This window comes from Streptomyces sp. NPDC058308, assembly GCF_042880275.1.
Lineage (GTDB): Bacteria > Actinomycetota > Actinomycetes > Streptomycetales > Streptomycetaceae > Streptomyces.
In genome coordinates this window covers 251,492-270,361 of the sequence record NZ_JBHVZA010000009.1, presented here as the reverse complement: position 1 = coordinate 270,361, position 18,870 = coordinate 251,492, and the positions used below count along the sequence as shown (strand labels likewise).

General features: G+C 72.0%; 20 protein-coding genes and 1 pseudogene. 9 read left to right on the top strand and 12 right to left on the bottom strand.

Features of this window, described 5'->3' with window-relative positions:
• Positions 1-90: 90 nt before the first annotated feature.
• On the bottom strand, positions 91-1,302 hold the full coding sequence (locus ACFVYL_RS15570; RefSeq protein WP_389715864.1) for a glycosyltransferase: 1,212 nt from the start codon (positions 1,300-1,302) through the stop codon (positions 91-93).
• A gap of 197 nt (positions 1,303-1,499) precedes the next feature.
• Positions 1,500-2,270: pseudogene (locus ACFVYL_RS15565) on the bottom strand (MerR family transcriptional regulator); the annotation flags it as partial.
• A gap of 208 nt (positions 2,271-2,478) precedes the next feature.
• Between ACFVYL_RS15565 and ACFVYL_RS15560 the strand changes: the two are divergent.
• Positions 2,479-3,723, top strand: a complete 1,245-nt coding sequence (locus ACFVYL_RS15560) for a lactonase family protein (protein WP_389715862.1) — start codon at positions 2,479-2,481, stop codon at positions 3,721-3,723.
• A gap of 134 nt (positions 3,724-3,857) precedes the next feature.
• Here ACFVYL_RS15560 and ACFVYL_RS15555 read toward each other — a convergent pair whose 3' ends face one another.
• Complete coding sequence (locus ACFVYL_RS15555; RefSeq protein WP_389715860.1) at positions 3,858-4,751, bottom strand: NADP-dependent oxidoreductase; 894 nt, start codon at positions 4,749-4,751, stop codon at positions 3,858-3,860.
• A 70-nt stretch (positions 4,752-4,821) separates the two neighbouring features.
• On the opposite strand from ACFVYL_RS15555, the gene ACFVYL_RS15550 reads away from it, so the two are divergent.
• Positions 4,822-5,397 carry a TetR/AcrR family transcriptional regulator gene (locus ACFVYL_RS15550; RefSeq protein WP_389715857.1) on the top strand — a complete coding sequence of 192 codons (576 nt, stop codon included), beginning with the start codon at positions 4,822-4,824 and terminating at the stop codon, positions 5,395-5,397.
• A 194-nt stretch (positions 5,398-5,591) separates the two neighbouring features.
• Here ACFVYL_RS15550 and ACFVYL_RS15545 read toward each other — a convergent pair whose 3' ends face one another.
• The 3 genes from ACFVYL_RS15545 to ACFVYL_RS15535 all read right to left on the bottom strand — a co-directional run bounded on the left by ACFVYL_RS15545 (position 5,592) and on the right by ACFVYL_RS15535 (position 7,378).
• A complete protein-coding gene (locus ACFVYL_RS15545) occupies positions 5,592-6,200 on the bottom strand; it encodes a disulfide bond formation protein B (protein ID WP_389715854.1) in 609 nt (202 codons plus the stop codon).
• Between the two features lie 11 nt (positions 6,201-6,211).
• On the bottom strand, positions 6,212-6,370 hold the full coding sequence (locus tag ACFVYL_RS15540) for a DUF5993 family protein (RefSeq protein WP_389715852.1): 159 nt from the start codon (positions 6,368-6,370) through the stop codon (positions 6,212-6,214).
• 234 nt (positions 6,371-6,604) lie between these two features.
• On the bottom strand, positions 6,605-7,378 hold the full coding sequence (locus ACFVYL_RS15535; RefSeq protein WP_389715850.1) for an SDR family NAD(P)-dependent oxidoreductase: 774 nt from the start codon (positions 7,376-7,378) through the stop codon (positions 6,605-6,607).
• Positions 7,379-7,489: 111 nt separating this feature from the next.
• On the opposite strand from ACFVYL_RS15535, the gene ACFVYL_RS15530 reads away from it, so the two are divergent.
• Both ACFVYL_RS15530 and ACFVYL_RS15525 read left to right on the top strand, forming a co-directional pair.
• Complete coding sequence (locus tag ACFVYL_RS15530) at positions 7,490-8,308, top strand: inositol monophosphatase family protein (RefSeq protein ID WP_389715847.1); 819 nt, start codon at positions 7,490-7,492, stop codon at positions 8,306-8,308.
• A gap of 82 nt (positions 8,309-8,390) precedes the next feature.
• Positions 8,391-8,678 carry a hypothetical protein gene (locus ACFVYL_RS15525; RefSeq protein WP_389715845.1) on the top strand — a complete coding sequence of 96 codons (288 nt, stop codon included), beginning with the start codon at positions 8,391-8,393 and terminating at the stop codon, positions 8,676-8,678.
• On the opposite strand, the gene ACFVYL_RS15520 is transcribed toward ACFVYL_RS15525, so the two are convergent.
• The 3 genes from ACFVYL_RS15520 to ACFVYL_RS15510 all read right to left on the bottom strand — a co-directional run bounded on the left by ACFVYL_RS15520 (position 8,643) and on the right by ACFVYL_RS15510 (position 11,225).
• A complete protein-coding gene (locus ACFVYL_RS15520; protein ID WP_389715843.1) occupies positions 8,643-9,356 on the bottom strand; it encodes a DUF2470 domain-containing protein in 714 nt (237 codons plus the stop codon). The two genes, ACFVYL_RS15525 and ACFVYL_RS15520, sit on opposite strands and share 36 nt — an antisense overlap.
• Positions 9,357-9,483: 127 nt before the next feature.
• A complete protein-coding gene (locus ACFVYL_RS15515) occupies positions 9,484-10,140 on the bottom strand; it encodes an MBL fold metallo-hydrolase (RefSeq protein WP_389715840.1) in 657 nt (218 codons plus the stop codon).
• Positions 10,140-11,225, bottom strand: coding sequence for an S-(hydroxymethyl)mycothiol dehydrogenase (locus ACFVYL_RS15510; protein ID WP_389715838.1), 1,086 nt, complete (start codon positions 11,223-11,225; stop codon positions 10,140-10,142). Before ACFVYL_RS15510 ends, ACFVYL_RS15515 begins: the two co-directional genes overlap by 1 nt.
• 132 nt (positions 11,226-11,357) lie before the next feature.
• On the opposite strand from ACFVYL_RS15510, the gene ACFVYL_RS15505 reads away from it, so the two are divergent.
• Positions 11,358-12,134: an ABC transporter permease gene (locus ACFVYL_RS15505; RefSeq protein ID WP_389715837.1), complete on the top strand. Its 777-nt coding sequence runs from the start codon at positions 11,358-11,360 to the stop codon at positions 12,132-12,134.
• 153 nt (positions 12,135-12,287) lie between these two features.
• On the opposite strand, the gene ACFVYL_RS15500 is transcribed toward ACFVYL_RS15505, so the two are convergent.
• Positions 12,288-13,157, bottom strand: a complete 870-nt coding sequence (locus tag ACFVYL_RS15500) for a helix-turn-helix domain-containing protein (protein WP_389715834.1) — start codon at positions 13,155-13,157, stop codon at positions 12,288-12,290.
• Between the two features lie 319 nt (positions 13,158-13,476).
• Here ACFVYL_RS15500 and ACFVYL_RS15495 point away from each other — a divergent pair, with 319 nt between their 5' ends.
• The 4 genes from ACFVYL_RS15495 to ACFVYL_RS15480 all read left to right on the top strand — a co-directional run bounded on the left by ACFVYL_RS15495 (position 13,477) and on the right by ACFVYL_RS15480 (position 17,423).
• Complete coding sequence (locus ACFVYL_RS15495; RefSeq protein WP_389715832.1) at positions 13,477-14,319, top strand: SDR family oxidoreductase; 843 nt, start codon at positions 13,477-13,479, stop codon at positions 14,317-14,319.
• 54 nt (positions 14,320-14,373) lie between these two features.
• Positions 14,374-14,796: a cupin domain-containing protein gene (locus tag ACFVYL_RS15490; protein WP_389715830.1), complete on the top strand. Its 423-nt coding sequence runs from the start codon at positions 14,374-14,376 to the stop codon at positions 14,794-14,796.
• A gap of 290 nt (positions 14,797-15,086) precedes the next feature.
• On the top strand, positions 15,087-16,289 hold the full coding sequence (locus tag ACFVYL_RS15485; RefSeq protein ID WP_389715828.1) for a D-alanyl-D-alanine carboxypeptidase family protein: 1,203 nt from the start codon (positions 15,087-15,089) through the stop codon (positions 16,287-16,289).
• 42 nt (positions 16,290-16,331) lie between these two features.
• The gene (locus tag ACFVYL_RS15480; RefSeq protein WP_389715826.1) at positions 16,332-17,423 is read left to right on the top strand and encodes a Gfo/Idh/MocA family protein; all 1,092 of its coding nucleotides are present in this window, start codon (positions 16,332-16,334) and stop codon (positions 17,421-17,423) included.
• A gap of 14 nt (positions 17,424-17,437) precedes the next feature.
• Here ACFVYL_RS15480 and ACFVYL_RS15475 read toward each other — a convergent pair whose 3' ends face one another.
• The gene (locus tag ACFVYL_RS15475; protein ID WP_389715823.1) at positions 17,438-17,851 is read right to left on the bottom strand and encodes an SsgA family sporulation/cell division regulator; all 414 of its coding nucleotides are present in this window, start codon (positions 17,849-17,851) and stop codon (positions 17,438-17,440) included.
• Positions 17,852-18,231: 380 nt separating this feature from the next.
• Positions 18,232-18,831 (bottom strand): hypothetical protein, encoded by a 600-nt coding sequence (locus tag ACFVYL_RS15470; RefSeq protein ID WP_389715897.1) that lies wholly within the window; start codon positions 18,829-18,831, stop codon positions 18,232-18,234.
• Positions 18,832-18,870 lie beyond the last annotated feature (39 nt).

Sequence of the window (18,870 nt, the reverse complement as noted above, 5' to 3'; positions counted from 1 at the left end):
CCCGGTACTGGGCGTACCGGGATGAGCCCGACAACGCGGCGAGCGTGCGTGCCAGGCGTCGCGAGGCAGACGCGAGTTTGACGACAGGGCCTAGGCCAGCCTCTCGACCGCCTTGAGGACCTGCTCCGCGCCGTCCTCCGCGGCCATGGTCCGGGCGAGGCCGGTAGCGGAACGCGCGTACGTCTCCTCGCGCACCGCACGGCCGAGCGCGTCCGCGAGACGAGGTGCGGTCAGGCCCTTGAAAGGGATCGGGTCGGTCGCCGCGCCGAGGGAGGCGAGGCGGCCGGCCCAGAAGGGCTGGTCCGCGGTGACCGGTACGGGGACGGCCGGGACGCCCGCGCGCAGTGCCGCCGCCGAGGTGCCCGCGCCCGCGTGGTGCACCACGGCCGCCACCCTGGGGAACAGCAGGGAGTGCGGCACCTCACCGACCGTCAGGATGTCGTCGCCGGACGCCGAGAGACCGGCCCGTCCCGCCTGCAGCACGCCCCGCAGCCCGGCCGCGCGCAGCGCCTGCACCGCGAGCTCGCTCAGCCGCTCGCCGTCTCCGCCCGCCATGCTGCCGAACCCGATGAACACCGGCGGCGGCCCGGCCCGCAGGAAGTCGTCGAGGTCCGGCGGCAGGCCGCTCGCCGGGTCGTGGTGCGGCCACCAGTTGCCGACGACGTCGAGCCCGGCCCGCCAGTCCGCGGGTCTCGGCACCACGGCCGGGCTGAAGCCGTGCAGGACCGGCCAGCCCGCCCGCTCCTGCCGGGCGCGGACCCGGCCCGGCGTCGCGGCGGGCAGCGAGAGGCGGACGCGCAGGTCGCGTACGGCGTCGGCGTAGACCCGGTCGACCATGCGCAGGGCGAATCCGCCGAGGACGCGGTTGCCGAAGCCGCCGAGGGACCGCGTGGCCCCGACGACGGGCGGGAACGCCCGGGTGGGGTGGGCGGGTTGGAGGTACGCCCCGAGGGACGGTATGCCCATGGCCTCTGCCAGCTGCCAGCCGAGCGGCGCCGTCGTCGTGGAGAGCACCAGCAGGTCCGTGCCGCGCACGGCCGCGTCGACGAGGCCGCCGCCGAGTGCGCGCACGAAGCCCGCGGCAGCCCGCAGGAGTTCTCCCCGCCCGTCCGCACGCCGCTGGTCGTCCGTATCGGCAGGCAGTTCGCGGAACCGCAGGCCGGCGGCCGCGACGAGCGGCGCGAACGAGCCGTGCGTAGCGAGCGCGACATCGTGTCCGGCTTCGCGGAGCCGGACACCGAGGCCGGTGTAGGGGGCGACGTCGCCGTACGAACCGGCTGCTGCGATCAGGATGCGCGTCATCGGTTTCCTTCGGGGTCCGAGCCGGCTCCGCGGCCACTCTCAACCTCAGCTATAGGGTGAGGGTCACCGGTCACCGGGGCACCCTCAGGCTCATGTCGAGCCTCCTGCTCGTGTCCAGCCGCCTGCTCGTGTCCAGCCGCCTGCTCGTGTCCACCCTCCTGCTCGTGTCCGGCCTCCTGCTCGTGTCCAGCCTCCTGGCTCTCCCGCGCCTTCGCGTTGGCGCGTACCGCCGTACGCAGATACGCGGCGAGCCCCGGCCGCTGCTGGGACGTCGGCACGACGAGGGCGAAGGCGCGCGGGTCGTCGGCGAAGTCGTCCGCGATGCGCACGTGCATCTCGGGCGGGCACGGGGTGAACCAGCGGGCGAGGTGCTGCCGGTGCGCCTCCGCCAGGTCACGGGCCCGTCCGCCCTCGGCGGGCTCCCCGGCGTCGAAGGCGGCGAGCAGCTCCTCCCGCCAGCGCGCGACCTCACCCATGAGCCGCGCCCAGTCCTCCTTGGAGTGCGTGGCGGCGCTCTCCATGGCCGCCCGGTGCCCCGCGCTGTCCTGCCACTTCAGCTCGGCCTCGGTGGCGTAGCTCAGGTCGAAGGTGATCTCGCCGAACACCTCGGACCGTTCCCGGGGGCTGAGACTCACCCCGGTCCGCTGCAGCTCCATGGCCCGCTCGGCGACGTCAGCGAGGCGCTCCAGCTCGTCGATCTGCTCGCGCAGCGCCCGGTGCCTGGCCTTCAGCCGGCCGAGGGCGTCGGCCTGCGGTCCCGTCAGGATCTCGGCCGTCTCGTCGAGGGTGAAGCCGAGCTCGCGGTAGAAGAGGATCTGCTGCAGCCGGGCGAGGTCGGCGTCGTTGTACAGGCGGTAGCCGCCGGGGCTGCGCTCGCCGGGGGTGAGCAGCCCGGAGCGGTCGTAGTGGTGCAGGGTGCGGACGGTGACGCCCGCGAAATCGGCGACCTGACCGACGGTGTAACTCATGGATCTCGCCTTTCGTCGACGCACAGCCTGCAGCCTGACGCGACGTAAGGGTCAACCCGGGGGCGTCAGGCCGGCTGCCGCAGCAGATGAGCACAGGATCGGACACGGCCCGCTTCGTCTCTTGCCCGAGCAATCATGTACGGGACACTGTGTCTGCCACATCCGTCACCACCGACGCACGAGGTGCAGGCATGAACGAGGTGCGGGCATGAGCAGTGGGACAGAGCCGGTCACGGGTTCCGGCGGCGGTCCCGGGCGGCGGCGCTTCCTCGGCGCGCTGACGGGAGTGGCCGTGGCGGGCACGGTGTCCGCCGCCTCGGGCTGTGCCTCGCCGACCGAGGCGGAACGGGAACGTCCCGACCGCGCCCACCGCGCCCACCGCGACCCCGCATCCTCCGCCGCCCACCGGCCGCGCGGCGAACGGCCGTTGTTCCTGGGGACGTACACCTCGCGGGAGGGCGGCGGCGGGGGCATCGGCCTGGCGGCGTACGACGACGTGACGGGGCGCATCACCGGCACCGGTACGCTCACCGGCGTCCCCGACCCCTCCTATCTGGCGCTGCACCCCTCGGGCCGGACCCTCTACGCCGTCAACGAGCGCGAGAAGGGCGGCGTGACCGCCGTGGCGCTCTCGCCGTCCGGCGGTCACGAGGTGCTCGGTACCCGGGACACCGGCGGCGCGGGCCCCTGTCACCTCTGGGTGCACCCCGGCGGGCGGTGGCTGCTCAGTGCGAACTACGCCTCCGGCAGTGTCGCCGTCCACCCCGTCCAAGCGTCCGGGGCGCTCGGTGAGCGGACCGACCTGGTCGAGCACTCAGAGCCGCCGCCCGGTCCCGGCCAGCAGGGTCCGCACGCCCACCAGATCAGCACGGCGCCCGACGGCCGCCACGTCCTCGCCGTCGACCTCGGCAACGACACCGTCTACACCTACCGCCTCGACGAGAAGGCGGGCACGCTCAGCCGTGTCTCGCACGTGACCGTGCGGCCGGGCGCGGGCCCCCGCCACCTCACCTTCCACCCTTCGGGCCGCTTCGCGTACCTCGCCAACGAGGTGGACAACACGGTCGTCGTCTGCGCGTACGACCCCGCCACCGGCCGTCTCACCCCGGGCGAGCCGCAGCCGACGGGCGCCGACGGAGGCACCAACTACCCGGCCCAGATCGTGGTGACGCGCGAGGGACGCTTCGCCTTCCTCGCCAACCGGGGCCACAACAGCATCGCGCGGTACGCGATCGAGCGCGGCGGGGCCCGGCTGCGACTGCTGGACACGGTCTCCGTCGACGGCGACTTTCCGCGACAGCTCGCGTTCTCGCCGTCCCAACGGCTTTTGTTCACCGCGAACCAGAAGTCGAATTCGGTGAGTGTCTTTCAGGTCGACGGACGCACCGGAAATCTCCGTCTCACGGGCAAGCCGTTCACGGCGCCGGTCGCGGTGTGCGCACTGCCGCTCTGAAAGTGATGCCGATCGAGAACACCTCACCCAAGGAGGACATCGCGGTCAAGGACATCGCGGTTCCCCGCCGACGTACCAGCTGAATCCGTCGGACGCGTGGCTGAGCGTTCATGCGTACGCGCCCGCCCCGAACGTCAGATGACCATGACCCGGCGCCCGCGCGTGTGACCGGCTTTGCTGTCGACGTGCGCGGCCGCCGCCTCGGCGAGCGTGTACGACTTCTCGACCGGGATGTGCAGCTTTCCCCGCGAGATGAGACCGGCGGCCTCGCTCAGCGCGTCCGGCACGCTCCCTGCCACACCGGAGAAACGGACACCGTGTTCCGGCGCACCGAGATCGGCGATGGAGATCACCTTCCGCGGGTCCCCGGTCAGCTCGACGAGCTCGCGGATCACGCCCGAGCCCGCCAGATCGAGAGCTGCGTCGACCTGACCGAGCTGCCGCACCCGCTCGACCCAGCCCTCGCCGTACGTGGTGGCGATGGCGCCGAGGCCGCGCAGATAGTCCTGGTTCGCGGCGCCGGCCGTGCCGATCACCGTGATGCCGCGCTCACGGGCGATCTGCAGGACCGCCGATCCGACTCCCCCGGACGCGCCGCTGACCAGGAGCGTCTGCCCGGGCTGCACCCCGCTCTCACGGATGACGCGCAGCGCGGTCTCCACGACGGAGGGATACCCGGCCGCCTCTTCGAACGTCAGCCCCTCGGGCATGCGGGCCCAGGCCGAAAGGACGGCGAACTCGGCGTAGGTGCTCGCCCCTTCACCGAAAACGTGGTCGCCGACCTCGACCCCTTCGACGCCCTCACCGACCTCGTCCACCACCCCTGCGGCATCAAGGCCCACTCCGGAGGGCAGCTCGGTCGGATGAGCCCCCAGGACCTGGCCTTCCCGGACCCGCCAGTCGACGGGGTTCACTCCCGCCGCCCGTACGGCGATGCGTATGCGGCCGGGGCCCGCGTGGGGCTCCTCGGCGTCGATGAGGTGCAGGACATCCGGGCCGCCGAACTCGGCGAAGGTCACTTTCTTCATGCCGCCGAACGTAACACTAACGGTTAGCTTTTAACAACGGTTATTGTTTCGCGGCTGATAGCATCAGGCCATGACCGAGCCGCCCGGCCGCCGTGAGCGCAAGAAGGCCGCGACCCGCCAGAAGATCGCCGACACCGCCCTGCGGCTCTTCCTGGAACGCGGGTACGACGCGGTGGGTATCCGTGACGTGGCCGCCGAGGCCGACGTGGCCGTCACCACGCTCTTCTCCCACTTCGCCTCGAAAGAGGCGCTCGTGTTCGAGCAGGACGAGGACTTCGAGCACCGCCTCGCGCAGGCGGTCGCCGACCGGGGGCCGCACGAGCCGCTCATCCCCGCGCTGCGCCACGAGATGCGGGCCCTGGTGCGCCACTGCACGGCGGACGGCGCGGCCCCGGTCTGGCGCATGATCGACGAATCCTCCGACCTGCGGGAGTACGAGGAGTCGATGAGGCTGCGCCATGCGGAGTCGCTCGCCGCGGCCATCGCCGCCGATCTCGAACTGCCCCGGCCCACGACGGCCTGCCGGACGATCGCGCGGTTCGTGGTCGACGCCCATTCACTGGCCCGCGAGTCGCCCGACCCGGACGCCGCGGTGGACGAGGTCTTCCGGATGATCGAGGCCGCCTGGGACGTCACCGGTCACTGACGCGCGTACCGAGTACCTAAGAGCCTGTCTTTGAACCCCCGTCGTCCGCGCGAAGCGCGGGCGCAGCGGCGCTCGGTGCGTGCGATCGGCGTGCGGAGTTCCAGGTCATGTGGCGGAGCCACCTGTCCTGGGGCTCCGTGCGCCGAGCGTGCGTGCCGAGCGTCGGGGCGCAGGCGGGGGTTCAAAGACAGGCTCTAAGCGAACAGCTCGTAACGGATGGGGTCGTCGGGGAGCGTGAGGTTGAAGCCTTCCTCCGCGAACGTCAGCACGGTGATGACGACGGCGATGGCGAGGAGCAGCCGGACCACGGCCTTGGACCCGATGCCGTAGGACGTCCCCCTGGGCATCAGCTGCGGAGCGAAGACGAAACTCAGGGCAGAGAAGACGATCACGACGACAAACGTGACCAGGGCCCAGGTGTACATGTGCAGGCCCAGCACCGCGGGGCCGTACCCCTTGGAGTCGGTGAGGTGCAGCATCACCTGACGGGTCGCCATGCCCGCCCCGGCGACCGCCGCGACGATCGACAGACCGTATCCGGCCATGTAGTCGACCGTGCTGATCTCTCCGGACCGGGAGCGCACGATGACGTAGGCGGGCCCGGCGGCACAGAGCAGCATCGCCATGCGCTGCACCACGCACAGCGGGCACGGCATGTCGCCGTGGAAGATCTGGAAGGCGAGGCTGGTGAGGAGGATCCCGCAGTACGCGAGGACGAAGGCGTGCGCGAGGAGGAACCCCAGGCGGTTGCCGAAATGAGGGTCGGGTCGGTTGCCGACGCGATGGCCGAATGCGGTGCTCATACGTCGCCCCGTCAGTAGGAGTAGCCGAGCGGGCTGGTGACGTGGTGGTCGAACATCAGCAGCGATGCCGCCGTGGAGGCGAGGAGCAGGCCGATGACCCAGGGACGGGGCTTGTCGAGTGCCACCGCGAGCAGGGCGGCGAGGATCAGCAGGAAGATGAGGGTGTCCACGGCCGCACGGTAGGACCCGAAGGGCGGCCGGCGCGGGCGACGCGCGCGCAGCGGTGCGGTGGGTGGCGCGGACAGCGGACACGGCGGGCTCGGGCAGGGTCGGGCAGGGGTGGCCCATGGGCTGGAGCGTCCGGGCGTTCTCGGGTGCGGGGACGGGCGTGGGGCCCTGCCGACCCGCCCCCCACACCCTCGCCCGTACCGTCCCGGCGCCGGTTCGCCGAGGTGGTCAGTCCGTCAGTTGGACGTCAGACCGCCGTCCACCGCCAGGGCCGCCCCCGTGGAGAACGAGGCGCGGTCGCTGCACAGCCACAGGGCCGCCTGGGCGATCTCGACCGGCTCGGCCATGCGCTTCTGCATCTGGCGGGCGACGAAGGCCTGCTCCAGCTCCGGCCGCGCCTCGACCACCTGACTGATCATTTCCGTGCGCGTGGTGCCGACGACGAGCGTGTTGATACGGATGTCGTGCGCGGCGTACTCGGCCGCGGCGGCCCTGGTCATGCCGAGCACCGCGTGCTTCGCGGCGACGTAGGGCACGGGGGCGCCGGTGGCCACCATCGCCGCGGTGCTTGCCGTGTTGACGATCGCGCCCTTGCCGGCTTCGAGCATCACCGGGATCTGGGCGCGCAGGCAGTTCCAGGTGCCGCGGACGTTGATGTCCATCGTGCGGTCGAAGACGTTCTGGTCGAGCTCGTGCAGCGGCGCCAGCTGGTCGCCGGCGTACCCCGCGTTGTTGAACGCCGCGTCCAGCGCGCCGAAGTGCTCGCGCGTCGCGTCGACCGCGCGCTGCACGTCATCGGCGACCGAGACGTCGCCCGCACTGATCGCCGCCCGGCCGCCCGAGTCGTTGATCTCCTTGGCGATGCGGACCAGCGCCTCCTCGCGGCGGGCCATGAGCAGGACCGCCGCCCCCTCCGCGGCGAACAGCCGTGCGGCCGCCTCACCGATCCCGCTCGACGCACCCGTGATCATGACGGCCTTGCCGGCCAGCAGTCCATTCGTTTCGGTCATGGCGTGAGTAAAGCCCCTGCGGCCCGGGCCCGCACCCCTCAATGATCATGAGATCTCCCACAGTGGAGGGATTCGCCGGGCGGGCGGCCTCGTCTCGATAAGGTGCCCGGTGTGATCAACTCATCTGCCGACAAGGCCAGTACGAGCCCGGACGACACCGAGGTCGCGACGGCCGGGGCGCGCGCGGGCGCGGAGGTGGTGCGCGCCATGTACGGCCGGCGGCTCACCCGTATCGACAAGGGCGCCGGCGACTTCGCCACCGCCGCCGACGTGGCGGCCGAGGAGGCGATCCTCGACGTCATCCGGGCCGCCCGGCCCGATGACGCGGTGCTCGGCGAGGAAGGCGGACAGCACGGTTCCGCCGAGGCGGCGCGCCGCTGGCTGGTGGACCCGCTGTGCGGCACCTTGAACTACGCCGCCGGAAACATGCTGGTGGCCGTCAACGTGGCGCTGCGAGACGGTCCCGCGGCGGTGGCCGACCCGTTCAGCAGTGAGGTCTTCATCACCGACGGCCGAAGTGCCCGGCTACGGCACGAGGGGATCGATGCCCCGCTGGTCCCCACTGCCGCCACCCGGCTGGTGGACGTCAACCTGGACCCGCCGTTCCCGGGCGCGCCCGGGTTCCGGGGCGTGAACCTGCTGGCCCACCCGGAGTTCGTCGCGCGGTTCCGCCCCCGGGTCGTGTCCACGTCGCTGGCCGTGGCCTGGGTGGCTGCGGGCAGGCGGGCCGCCTACGTCACGGACGGCGGCGACCTCTCGGGAAGCGTGCACTTCGCCGCGGGCATCGCCTTGTGCCGGGCCGCGGGGTGCGTGGTCACCGGCATCGACGGCGCGCCGGTCGGACGGGGCGGCCGGGGGCTTGTCGCGGCGGCTGACGCCGAGACCCATGGCCTGTTGATGTCGATGATCCGCAGTGGCCTCAGGCACTGAAGGGACGGAGGAAGCAGGCGGTTGCCGGACCGGCCCCACTCCTGCGGGACGCGGGGCCCGGACTTGATTACCGTACGTGGGTATGAGCACGGACCTGACCGCACTTCTCGTCGGCGCCGCCGTTCTGGTCGCCGCGACGCTCGCCGTCGCGGTCGTACTGCTCGTACGTCTCGTCCGCACCCGGCGCGACCTGCGCAGAGCCGGGCTTCCCGTCGAGCGGCAGTGGGTCTTCTGGGCGGCGGTCGCCTATCTCGTGCTGCCCGCCGACCTGTTGCCGGACCCTATCTTCCTGGACGACATCGGGGTGCTCGTGCTGGCCCTGCGGTCGATGCGGTCAGCCTCCGACGGGCCGTCCGCGCCGGGTGGCTGAGAGGCGGGCCTTCATCAGGAGTGCGTGCATGCACTCCGTCACCTGCGTGACGTCCTCGACGAGCTGGTGGAACGGGAGGCGGACGTCCGCCTGGCCGCGCGCGCGTTCCAGACGCAAGCAGATGCCGTGCCGGTCGATGGCCAGGGGTCGGACCCGCACCACGCCCTGCAGGCTGTCCGGGCTGATGAGGCGGGTGAGTTGCTCGACGGCGTCCGGGTGGGCGTCGGCGAGATGGGTGAGCAGGCGCGACTCCGCCTCGGCGAGCGGGTCGGGCACGGCCAGGGCGAGTTCGTCGAGCTCGACGCCGACACGCTCTCCCGTGGAGTCGTGCAGCACGGCGCAGGTCGGCTCGAAGACGAGGTCCTGCCCGTCGTACGCCAGCGCCCCGGACAGCCAGAGCCGTGCGCGGATCCGGTCCCTGAGCGGCACCGGCGCGACGTCGGCGAACTCGACCATGGTGGACGGCTCGCCGCGGGGCGCGCAGATCAGGGCGGCGGCCAGTGCGCTGTCCTCGGGCGGCGACAGCCGGAGCCTGCCGTCCTCCATGACGCTGTGCGCGCCCACGAGTTCGTCCCTGCCGATCTCTGTGGTCACCGCGCAGGACCATGCGGTGGCGAGCACGGAACGAGCGCGTGCCGCCGCCGTGGGCACGGTCGTGCTGCTCTGACGGACACCCATCCTCAACCTCCATTAGGTAAGCCTTGCCTAACTTATATGAGATCGCGGAACAGGGCCAGTACGCCTCATGGCCCCGCGCGGCGAACCACGCGGGGCCATGAGGCGTACATCGGGTGAGGCGACGGCATCAGTGGCCCCGGGCGATCCACTCCTCCAGGTGCGGCGCCTCGTCGCCGATCGTGGTGCTGTCACCGTGTCCGGTGCGCACCACCGTGACGGGCGGCAGCGTCAGCAACCGCTCCCTGATGGACGCCACGATCGTCGGAAAGTCGCTGAACGAACGGCCCGTCGCGCCGGGGCCGCCCGCGAAGAGCGTGTCGCCGGTGAAGACCGTGCCGAGTCCGGGTGCGTGCAGGCTGACCGCGCCGTGGCAGTGGCCGGGCGTGTGCAGCACCTTCAGGACCGTGCCCGCGACGGCCAGTTCCTGCCCGTCGGAGAGCTCGCCGTCCGGGGCGCGGTCGGGGTGCGTCCGCTTCCACAGCTCCGCGTCCGCCGGGTGCAGCAGGATGGGCGCGCCCGTGCGGTCGGCGAGCGCCGGGGCCGCGTCGATGTGGTCGTCGTGGGCGTGCGTGCAGACGATCGCGACGAGCCTGCGCTCCCCCACCACCTCGGCGATGGCGTCCGCGTCGTGCGCGGCGTCGATGACGACACACTCGCTGTCGTCGCCCACGATCCATACGTTGTTGTCGACCTCCCAGGTGCCGCCGTCCAGGGAGAAGGTCCCGGACGTGACGAGGTGGTCGATGCGCGCGCCGGGCGCGCCCGCCGTGGCGTCGGCCGCCATCAGAACATCACCACCGAACGGAGCACGTCGCCGTGGTGCATGCGCTCGAAGGCCTTCTCCACGTCCGCCAGGGCAATCGTCTCCGTGACGAACGCGTCCAGGTCCAGACGCCCCTGCTGGTACAGGTCGATCAGCATCGGGAAGTCGCGGGAGGGCAGGCAGTCCCCGTACCAGCTCGACTTGAGCGCGCCGCCGCGCCCGAAGACGTCGAGCAGCGGCAGCTCGATCCTCATCTCCGGCGTCGGGACCCCGACGAGGACGACCGTGCCCGCCAGGTCGCGGGCGTAGAAGGCCTGCTCGTACGTCTCGGGACGGCCGACCGCCTCGATGACGACGTCGGCGCCGTTGCCGCCGGTCAGCTCGCGCACGGCCTCGACGGGGTCGGCGGAGCGGGAGTTGACCGTGTGCGTGGCGCCCAGGCTCTTGGCCGTCTCCAGCTTCTTGTCGTCGATGTCCACGGCGATGATGCGCGCGGCGCCCGCCAGGCGGGCGCCCACGACCGCGGCGTTGCCGACGCCGCCGCAGCCGATGACGGCGACCGAGTCGCCCCGGCCGACGTCGCCGGTGTTGATGGCGGCGCCGATGCCCGCCATCACGCCGCAGCCGAGCAGACCGGCCGCGGCCGGGGAGGCGGCCGGGTCGACCTTGGTGCACTGCCCGGCGGCGACGAGGGTCTTCTCGGCGAAGGCCCCGATGCCGAGCGCGGGCGACAGCTCGGTGCCGTCGGCCAGGGTCATCTTCTGCTTCGCGTTGTGCGTGTCGAAGCAGTACTGGGGGCGGCCGCGCAGACACGCGCGGCACTGGCCGCACACCGCGCGCCAGTTGAGGACCACGAAGTCGCCGACCGCGACCTCGGTGACGCCCTCGCCGACCGACTCGACGACGCCCGCCGCCTCGTGCCCGAGCAGGAACGGGAAGTCGTCGTTGATGCCGCCCTCGCGGTAGTGCAGGTCGGTGTGGCAGACGCCGCACGCCTGGACCTTCACCACGGCTTCTCCCGGACCCGGATCCGGCACGATGATCGTCTCGATCCGCACCGGCTCGCCCTTCGCCCGTGCGACCACGCCCTGCACCTGCTGCGCCATGAATACAGCCCTCCTGTCTCTGCACGTCCTATCCCTGCATCGTTTCAGGTCGGACGCCCTGGCGGAGCACTCGCCCGCCCGGCACGAGCAGCGCACGCCGAGGAAGCGGGCCGCGCGATCTAGGGTGAGCCCGTGCGCAACCTCGCCGCTCAAGCCCTGCTGCCGGTCAACACCGCGCTCGCCGTGGCACTGCTCGTGCTGCTCCTTGTGGCCGCGACGACGGCGGCCGTCTTCCGGCTCACCCCCGACGGCTCGCGCGGCCGGGCCCGCGAGATTCTCGTCGCCGGGGTGCGCGCGGCCGCCCAACTGGCCGCCGTCTCCCTGGTCATCGGCTGGGTCGTGCACCACGCTCCGGCCCTGTTCGGTTTCCTGCTCCTCATGTTCGCCGTGGCCGCCCGCACCGCGGGCCGGCGCATCACGCCGAACGGGACCTGGTGGTGGGCGGCGCTGCCGATCGCGGGCCCCGTCGTGCCGGTGGTGAGCGGACTGGCCCTCGCGGGCCTGCTTCCCGTACGGAGCGTTGCGATGATCCCCGTGACGGGCATCCTCATCGGCGGAGCGCTCACCGCGACGGTCCTCGCGGGCCGCCGCGCCCTCGACGAACTCCACGCCCGCTTCGGCGAGTTCGAGGCCGGTATCGCCCTGGGCCTCACCGACCAGGAAGCCCGTCTGGAGGTGATCCGCCCGGCCGCCTCCGACGCGCTGCTGCCCGGCCTCGACCAGACCCGCACGGTCGGCCTCGTCACCCTCCCCGGCGCCTTCGTCGGCATGCTCCTCGGCGGCGCCTCGCCCGTGCTCGCCGGAGCCGTGCAGCTCTTCGTGCTGATCGCCCTGATGGCGGTCCAGGCGATCGCCGTCGCCGCCACGGTCGAACTGGTCGCCCGGGGGCTGCTGCATCGCGGGGCATAACTAGGCACATCGTGGTGTCGCCCGGCACCTTCCCTCCTGCCCGGTAGCCCGCGCGGCGCCCCACGTCGGCCCCGGAAGCCACCGGCCGACAGCCCCGCCGGGCGTCGCGACCCCGCGGAGATCCGCCAGAAGGACCCTCACCGCACAGGAGGCTCAATCGGCGGGTTCTGCCATGGTGCGGTGCTGGTCGGCCACCCAGGAGGCCAGGATCCGCAGGCCGTCGTGGGTGGGAGAGCCGGTCTCGGCGGTCCACACGACGAGCTGCTGGTCGGGATCGGTGCTTGCGGTCAGGGTGTCCCAGTCCAGGGACAGTTCACCGGCAACCGGATGGTGGAGAACCTTCGTTCCTACGCTCAGCGTGGCGACATGGTGCGCGGCCCACCACTGACGGAAGTCCTCGTCCTGAACGCACAACTCACCGACCAAAGCCGTCAGCCGGGGATCATCCGAATACTTCGCCGCCTCCATGCGCAATTGCGCAACCGCGGTCCGGGCGACGCCTTTCCAGTCGGCGTACAGGGTACGCATCGCCGGGTCGGTGAAAAGGATCCGCACGTAATTGCGGTGCTTTTCCGGAACAGCTGCGAAGTCGGTCACGAGGGCCGCCGCGAGGGGGTTCCAGGCGATGACGTCCATCCGGCGGCCCATCACGATGGCGGGCGTGGAGGTGAGGTCGTCCAGGACCCTGCGCAGCTGCGGCTGCACCTTCTGCCGCGCCCGGCGGCGCGGCCGCGCGGTCTCTTTCCCGGCCAGGCCGAACACGTAACGCCGCTGGTCATCGTCTAGATGCAGAGCCTGGGCCACGGCCTCGAGTACCGGCGCCGACGGGGGCAGCCGGCCCTGTTCCAGGCGCGTGTAGTAGTCCGTGGAGATCGCCGCGAGCTGGGCCACCTCCTCCCTGCGCAGCCCGGCGACGCGGCGCGGTCCGCCGCTGTCCGACAGACCCACGGCGCGCGGGGTCAGCTCGGAGCGGCGAGCCTTGAGGAACTCGCCCAGCTCGTTCAGATGCGGTGTCCGACTCATGCCCTCCAGTGTGGCAGCGGAGGGGCTTGGCGTGAGGGGGAGGAATTCTTCCCAGGATGTTTCCCTCCCAGGAAAAAACTCTCCTCTGCACGGCCGAGCGCATGGGTGCAAATCTGGATGTGCGCCAGCCAGGACAGCGAAAGGAACAGCATCGTGCCGGAACAGAAGTCCGCAGCACAGCAGGCCATCGGCGACGTCACCCCCAGGCGTATGCCGGCTGGCCCAACGCCATGGGCGCCGCCGACCAGCTGAAGGCCGTCCTGGTATCCGCCGACTGCCCAGGACCGACACCCCGATCACACAGGAGCACCCCCTTCTCATGAGCAAGGTCATCTTCGTCACAGGTGCGGGCCGCGGCCTGGGCACCGACATCGCCCGCCAGGCTCTGGCCGCCGGCCACCAGGTCGTCGCCACCGGCCGCCGCCCCGAGAACGTGATCGGCGCGCTCGGCGGTGAGCAGGACAACCTGCTGGTCACCGCCCTGGACATCACGAGCACCGACGCCGCCCGAGCAGCCGTCGACGCTGCCGTGGCCCGGTTCGGCCGCATCGACGTACTGATCAACAACGCGGCCGCCTTCCAGGCCGGCTACTTCGAGGAGATCTCCGACGCGCAGATGCGCGCGCAGATCGAGACGAACCTGTTCGGCCCGATGAACATCACCCGCGCCGTCCTGCCCGTCATGCGGGCCCAGTGCGCCGGACACATCCTCACGATCTCCTCGATCGCCGGGCTCGTCGGCCAGGAGTTCTGCGTCGCCTACACCGCGTCCAAGTTCGGCGTCGAGGGCTGGATGGAGTCACTGCACTACGACGTCGAGCCGTACGGCATCTCGACGACGATCGTCGAGCCCGGCTTCTTCCGGACCGAACTCCTGTTGGATGCCTCCACCAGCTGGGCGGAGCTCTCGATCGACGACTACGCCGAGCGCACCAAGTCCACGAAGGCGATGTGGCAGTCGATGAACGGCCGGCAGGCCGGTGACCCGGCCCGGCTCGCCGAGACTCTTCTCAAGGTCATCGACCTGCTCGAACCGCCGCTGCGGTTCGTCGCCGGCGACGACGCCATCCCCACCGCCGAGGCCAGGGGCCGGCAGATCACCGCGCAGGCCACCGCCTCCCGCGCCCTGGGCACGGGGCTCGCCCACACCGACGCGGCCTGATCGCCCCCCGGTACACACCCCACACCCACCACACGCCCCTCGAAGGAGCACGTCATGGAATTCGTCAGGCCACAGCCCACCGGCAAGGGCCCGAAGGACTGGTTCAACGGAGACGTCTGGTTCGACGTCATCCAGGCAGGCAAGGAGCCTTCCCGCATCCGCGCCAACATGGTGCGCTTCGCCCCGGGCGCCCGCACCGCCTGGCACCACCACGCCGTCGGCCAGACCTTGCACGTCGTCGCAGGCACCGCCCTGATCGGCACCCGCGACGGGACCGTGTACGCCGCCCACCCGGGCGATACCGTCACCTGCCCGCCCGGCGAGGAGCACTGGCACGGCGCCACCGAGGAGAACTTCATGCAGCACCTCGCCCTCTGGGACGGCACCGCACCGGACGACGACCGGCCGGAGACCACCTGGCTGGAGCACGTCACCGACACCCAGTACCAAGCACCCCGCACCCGCCGCAGCCACTGACCGCACCCGCCCGCAGGCGGAGGAGCACCCGATCATGACCGCGACGATGACCGCTCTCTTCGGCGGCACAGGTCACCGCGGTGGGCGACGGCGTCCACACCCCCGTCGTGGGGCAGCGCGTGATGGGTACCGCCCGGCCGTGCCGCTCCTCCGGGAAGCCCAGCCGCCGCGCACGGCAAGCAAAGTGACGGAATGCCACCTGGCGGCCCGCACAGCCCTCTGACCTCGCGGTACCTCCAGCCGGACCAAGCCGATCTGCGGACTTCGGGCGGCGCTCATACCGTGGCTGAATGGTCATCAGGTACCTTTCGCGCTCCTCCTCCGTACGCACCGCGGCCCTCGCGCTCGGGGCTCTGGGCCTCCTGTCCTCACCTGCCGCGGCCGTCGACGTGCCCGCCGAACCCGCCCCGCCGCGGCCCGTGCCCGCCTACTCGTCCGCCCTGCTCGACCGGCCCGGCGTGCAGGTCAGGCCCGGACCCGGCGCACCCGGGCTGCCCGGTGACGTGTCCGCCCTCGCCTGGGTCGTGGCGGACGCCCGTACGGGCGAGGTGCTCGCCGCGCGGGACGCGCACCGCAAGCTGCCGCCCGCCTCGACGCTGAAGTCCCTCTTCGCCCTGGCGACGCTCCCCCACCTGAACGCCGACATGCGGCACGTCGTCTCCGAACACGAGCTGGACGACATCGGCGAGGGCAGCAGCATGGTGGGCGTGGCGGCAGGCCGCTCCTACCGGGTCGCCGACCTGTGGCGCGGCGTCTTCCTCAGCTCCGGCAACGACGCCGTGCATGTTCTCGCGCGGCTCAACGGCGGCCTGGACGAGACCGTGCGGCAAATGCGGCTCAAGGCCCGCGAGCTCGGCGCGCGGGACACCAACGTGGTGTCGCCCGACGGCTACGACGCCCCGGGGCAGGTCTCGTCGGCGTACGACCTGGCGGTCTTCGGCAAGGCCGGGCTCACCGACCCGGAGTTCACCCGGTACTGCTCCACCCGCGTCGCGCAGTTCCCCGCGGGCGGCTGGTCGTACCCCATCCAGAACACCAACCGGCTGCTGACCGGCGCCGACGGTGTGACGCCCTACCCCGGACTGCTCGGCGTCAAGAACGGCTACACCAGCCACGCGGGCTCCACGCTGATCAGCGCCGCCCAGCGCGGTGGCCGCACGCTCGTCGTGACGGTGATGAACCCGCAGGCGGGGGGTGGCCGTGCCGTGTACGAGGAGGCGCGGGCGCTGCTGGACTGGGGGTTCACGGCGGGCGACAAGGTGCAGCCGGTGGGCTCGCTGCTGCCGCCCCGGAAGGCGACCCGTACGGTGCCGGGGCCGGCCCACGCGGCCGGGGAGGCCGCCGTGGCCGTGGAGTCGGAGGGCTCCGACTGGTCCGCGATCCTGCTGGTCGGCGCGGGCTCGGCCGCCCTGCTCGCGGGCTGTGTCGTGGCGGTCCGGCGCCGGGCGGCTACCGTGGCCCGACGCAAGGGCGCGGGGGGCGCCGTCGATTGAACGGACATTGAACGGGCAGGGAGGACAGGGGGTGGGCGCCGGATGAGCGAGCTGCTGGGAGTCGCCGTGCTGGGGGCGGGCCACATGGGCGCCGATCATGTGCGCCGGATCGGCGACACGGTCGGCGGGGCCCGCGTGGTAGCGGTCGCCGACCCCGACACGGCGCGGGCCGAGGCGGCGGTGGCGGGTCGCGAGGGCGTGACCGTGCACCGGGACGCGACGGCCGCGGTAAGTGCTCCCGGGGTGGCCGCGGTCCTGGTGGCCTCGCCGGAGGGCGCGCACGAGGAGGCCCTGCTCGCCGCCTGCGAACGCGGCCTCCCGGTGCTCTGCGAGAAGCCGCTGACCCCCGACTCGGTCTCGGCCCTGAGGGTCGTGGAGGCGGAGGCCCGACTGGGGCGCAGACTGATCCAGGTGGGCTTCATGCGCCGGTACGACACCGAGTACGCGGCCCTGAAGCGCCTGCTCGGCTCCGGGCAGCTGGGCCGCCCCCTCCTGCTGCACTGCCGCCACCGGAACGTGTCCTCTCCCCCGCACTTCACCTCGTCGATGCTGATCAGCAGCTCCGTCTCGCACGAGATCGACGCGGCGCGGTGGCTGCTCGGCCAGGAGATCACCGCCGTCACGGTGATACGCCCGACACCGTCGGCGGGCGCCCCGCAGGGCCTGCTCGATCCGCAGCTCGTGCTCTTCGAGACGTCCGGGGGCGCGGTCGTCGACGTAGAGGTCTTCGTCAACAGCGGCTTCGGCTACGAAGTGCGGTGCGAGGCGGTCTGCGAGCACGGCAGCGCCCGGCTCGGCGACGCGCACACGATGGTGGTCCGGTCGGGCGGCCGCGCGCACGAGGAGGTGGCGCAGGACTACTTGGTGCGGTTCGCCGACGCGTACGACCGTGAGGTGCGGGCGTGGGTGGCCGCCGCCCGGGACGGCCGGGTCACAGGCCCGAGCGCGTGGGACGGGTACGCGGCCGCGGTCGTCGCCGAGGCCGGCGTCGAGGCGCTGCGCACCGGTGGGCGCGTCACCGTGGCGATGGCCGAGCGGCCAGCGCTGTACGGAATGCGGGATCCGGACGGGAGCGGGAATCCGGACGGCGGCGTGGGCGATATCCACCAAGCTGCCGCGGCACCCTCGGCGTAGATCACCACGGTCGCTCAGACGCCGCCGAGCAGCCGCGAGAGTCCCGTGTCGAGATCCATGCTCTCCTCCTCGCCGCCCGCGGGGACCACGGCGTACGACCGCGACAGGAAGCGGCGCAGCGCGATCTTGTCGAACTGGACCAGCGCCACTCCCTGGTGGGAATGGAACTCCAGGACCGTCCGGGCCCGCCCGCACGGCCACACGTGCACGTCGCCGCTGCCCGCCGGGGCGCTCATGCCGTCCTCCAGGAGCTGACGGGCGAAGATCCAGGTGACCTCGACGCCGTCGAGCGCCGCATGCGAGGGGAAGGTCATCTGGATGGCCAGGGGGTCCGCCGCCGAGTAGCGCAGGACCACGGGCAGGCCGCGCTCACGGCCTTCGGGGGTGATGAGACGGGCCCGGGCGGGCTGTTCGAGGGTGACGGCCATGGTCGTGCTCCACTTCTGGTGACGCTGTTCTCGGCGTTCTCGGCGTTCTCGGCGTTCCGCTTCCGGTGACTCCTGTGCCCTTAGGACCCCGGACAAAGGGGTGTCATTACGCCAACATGCCGAGAGATCCATGTGACCTGCATCACGCACCCTTCTTTCGGGCCGCCCTGCCGAGCGGGGGAAACGACCGCCACGGCCTCCGGGTGCCCACCACAGGCGGGTACACGCGTGTTTCCGAGCAACATCACCCCCATTTGGCGGCAAGGGTCGGCCGGGGCGCGCGGCAGGTCGGGAGCGGCGGCACGATTCGCCGGTCCCGCGATTCCGTTTGGGGCCCCGGGAGCGGCGAGAGCACCGGTCGTCGGCGCCGCCCGGGCCCCCTACTCGTGGGCGCTGATCACGCCGCCCGCGCTGAGCACGATGTATACGCCGTTGGCGTCGAGCCCGGCGTCGCGCTGGTTCGCCTCCAGCGTGCCGTGGACCGCGCCGTCCCTCCCGAGGATCTGCGCGCGGTAGCGGAGTTCGCCGGTCTTCGCGACCTTGGCCGTCCAGCCGCCCGCGAGCTTGAAGGTGCCGGGGCCGGTGTGCCCACCGCCCATCCAGGAGTGGACCTTGCCGTCCAGCGTGAGCACGACGAACATGTCGTTGGCGTCGAGCCCGGCGTCGCGCCCGTTCGCCTCCAGCGTGCCGTAGACCGCGCCCTCGTCGACGAGCTGGGCGACATAGTGCTGCTCACCGCGCTTGTAGATCTTGGCCTTGCTCCCGTCCACCAGGGTCTGCGTGCGGACCGGGGACGCCGACCCGACCGACGCGAGGGTGTTTCCCCCGGCGGACGTGACGGAGACGGAGATCTTCTTGCCCGGGCCGCCGGCGGCGTCCGCGTCTCCCGCCCCGTACGCGGCCAGCGAGAGCACCGCGGTGGCGGCGACGGCAGCCAGGGCGGCGGAACGGGCAACACTGTGAGCTCGACGAGTGATCATCATGGAAATCCCCCCACGGGATATCGGGACACGGCCGTC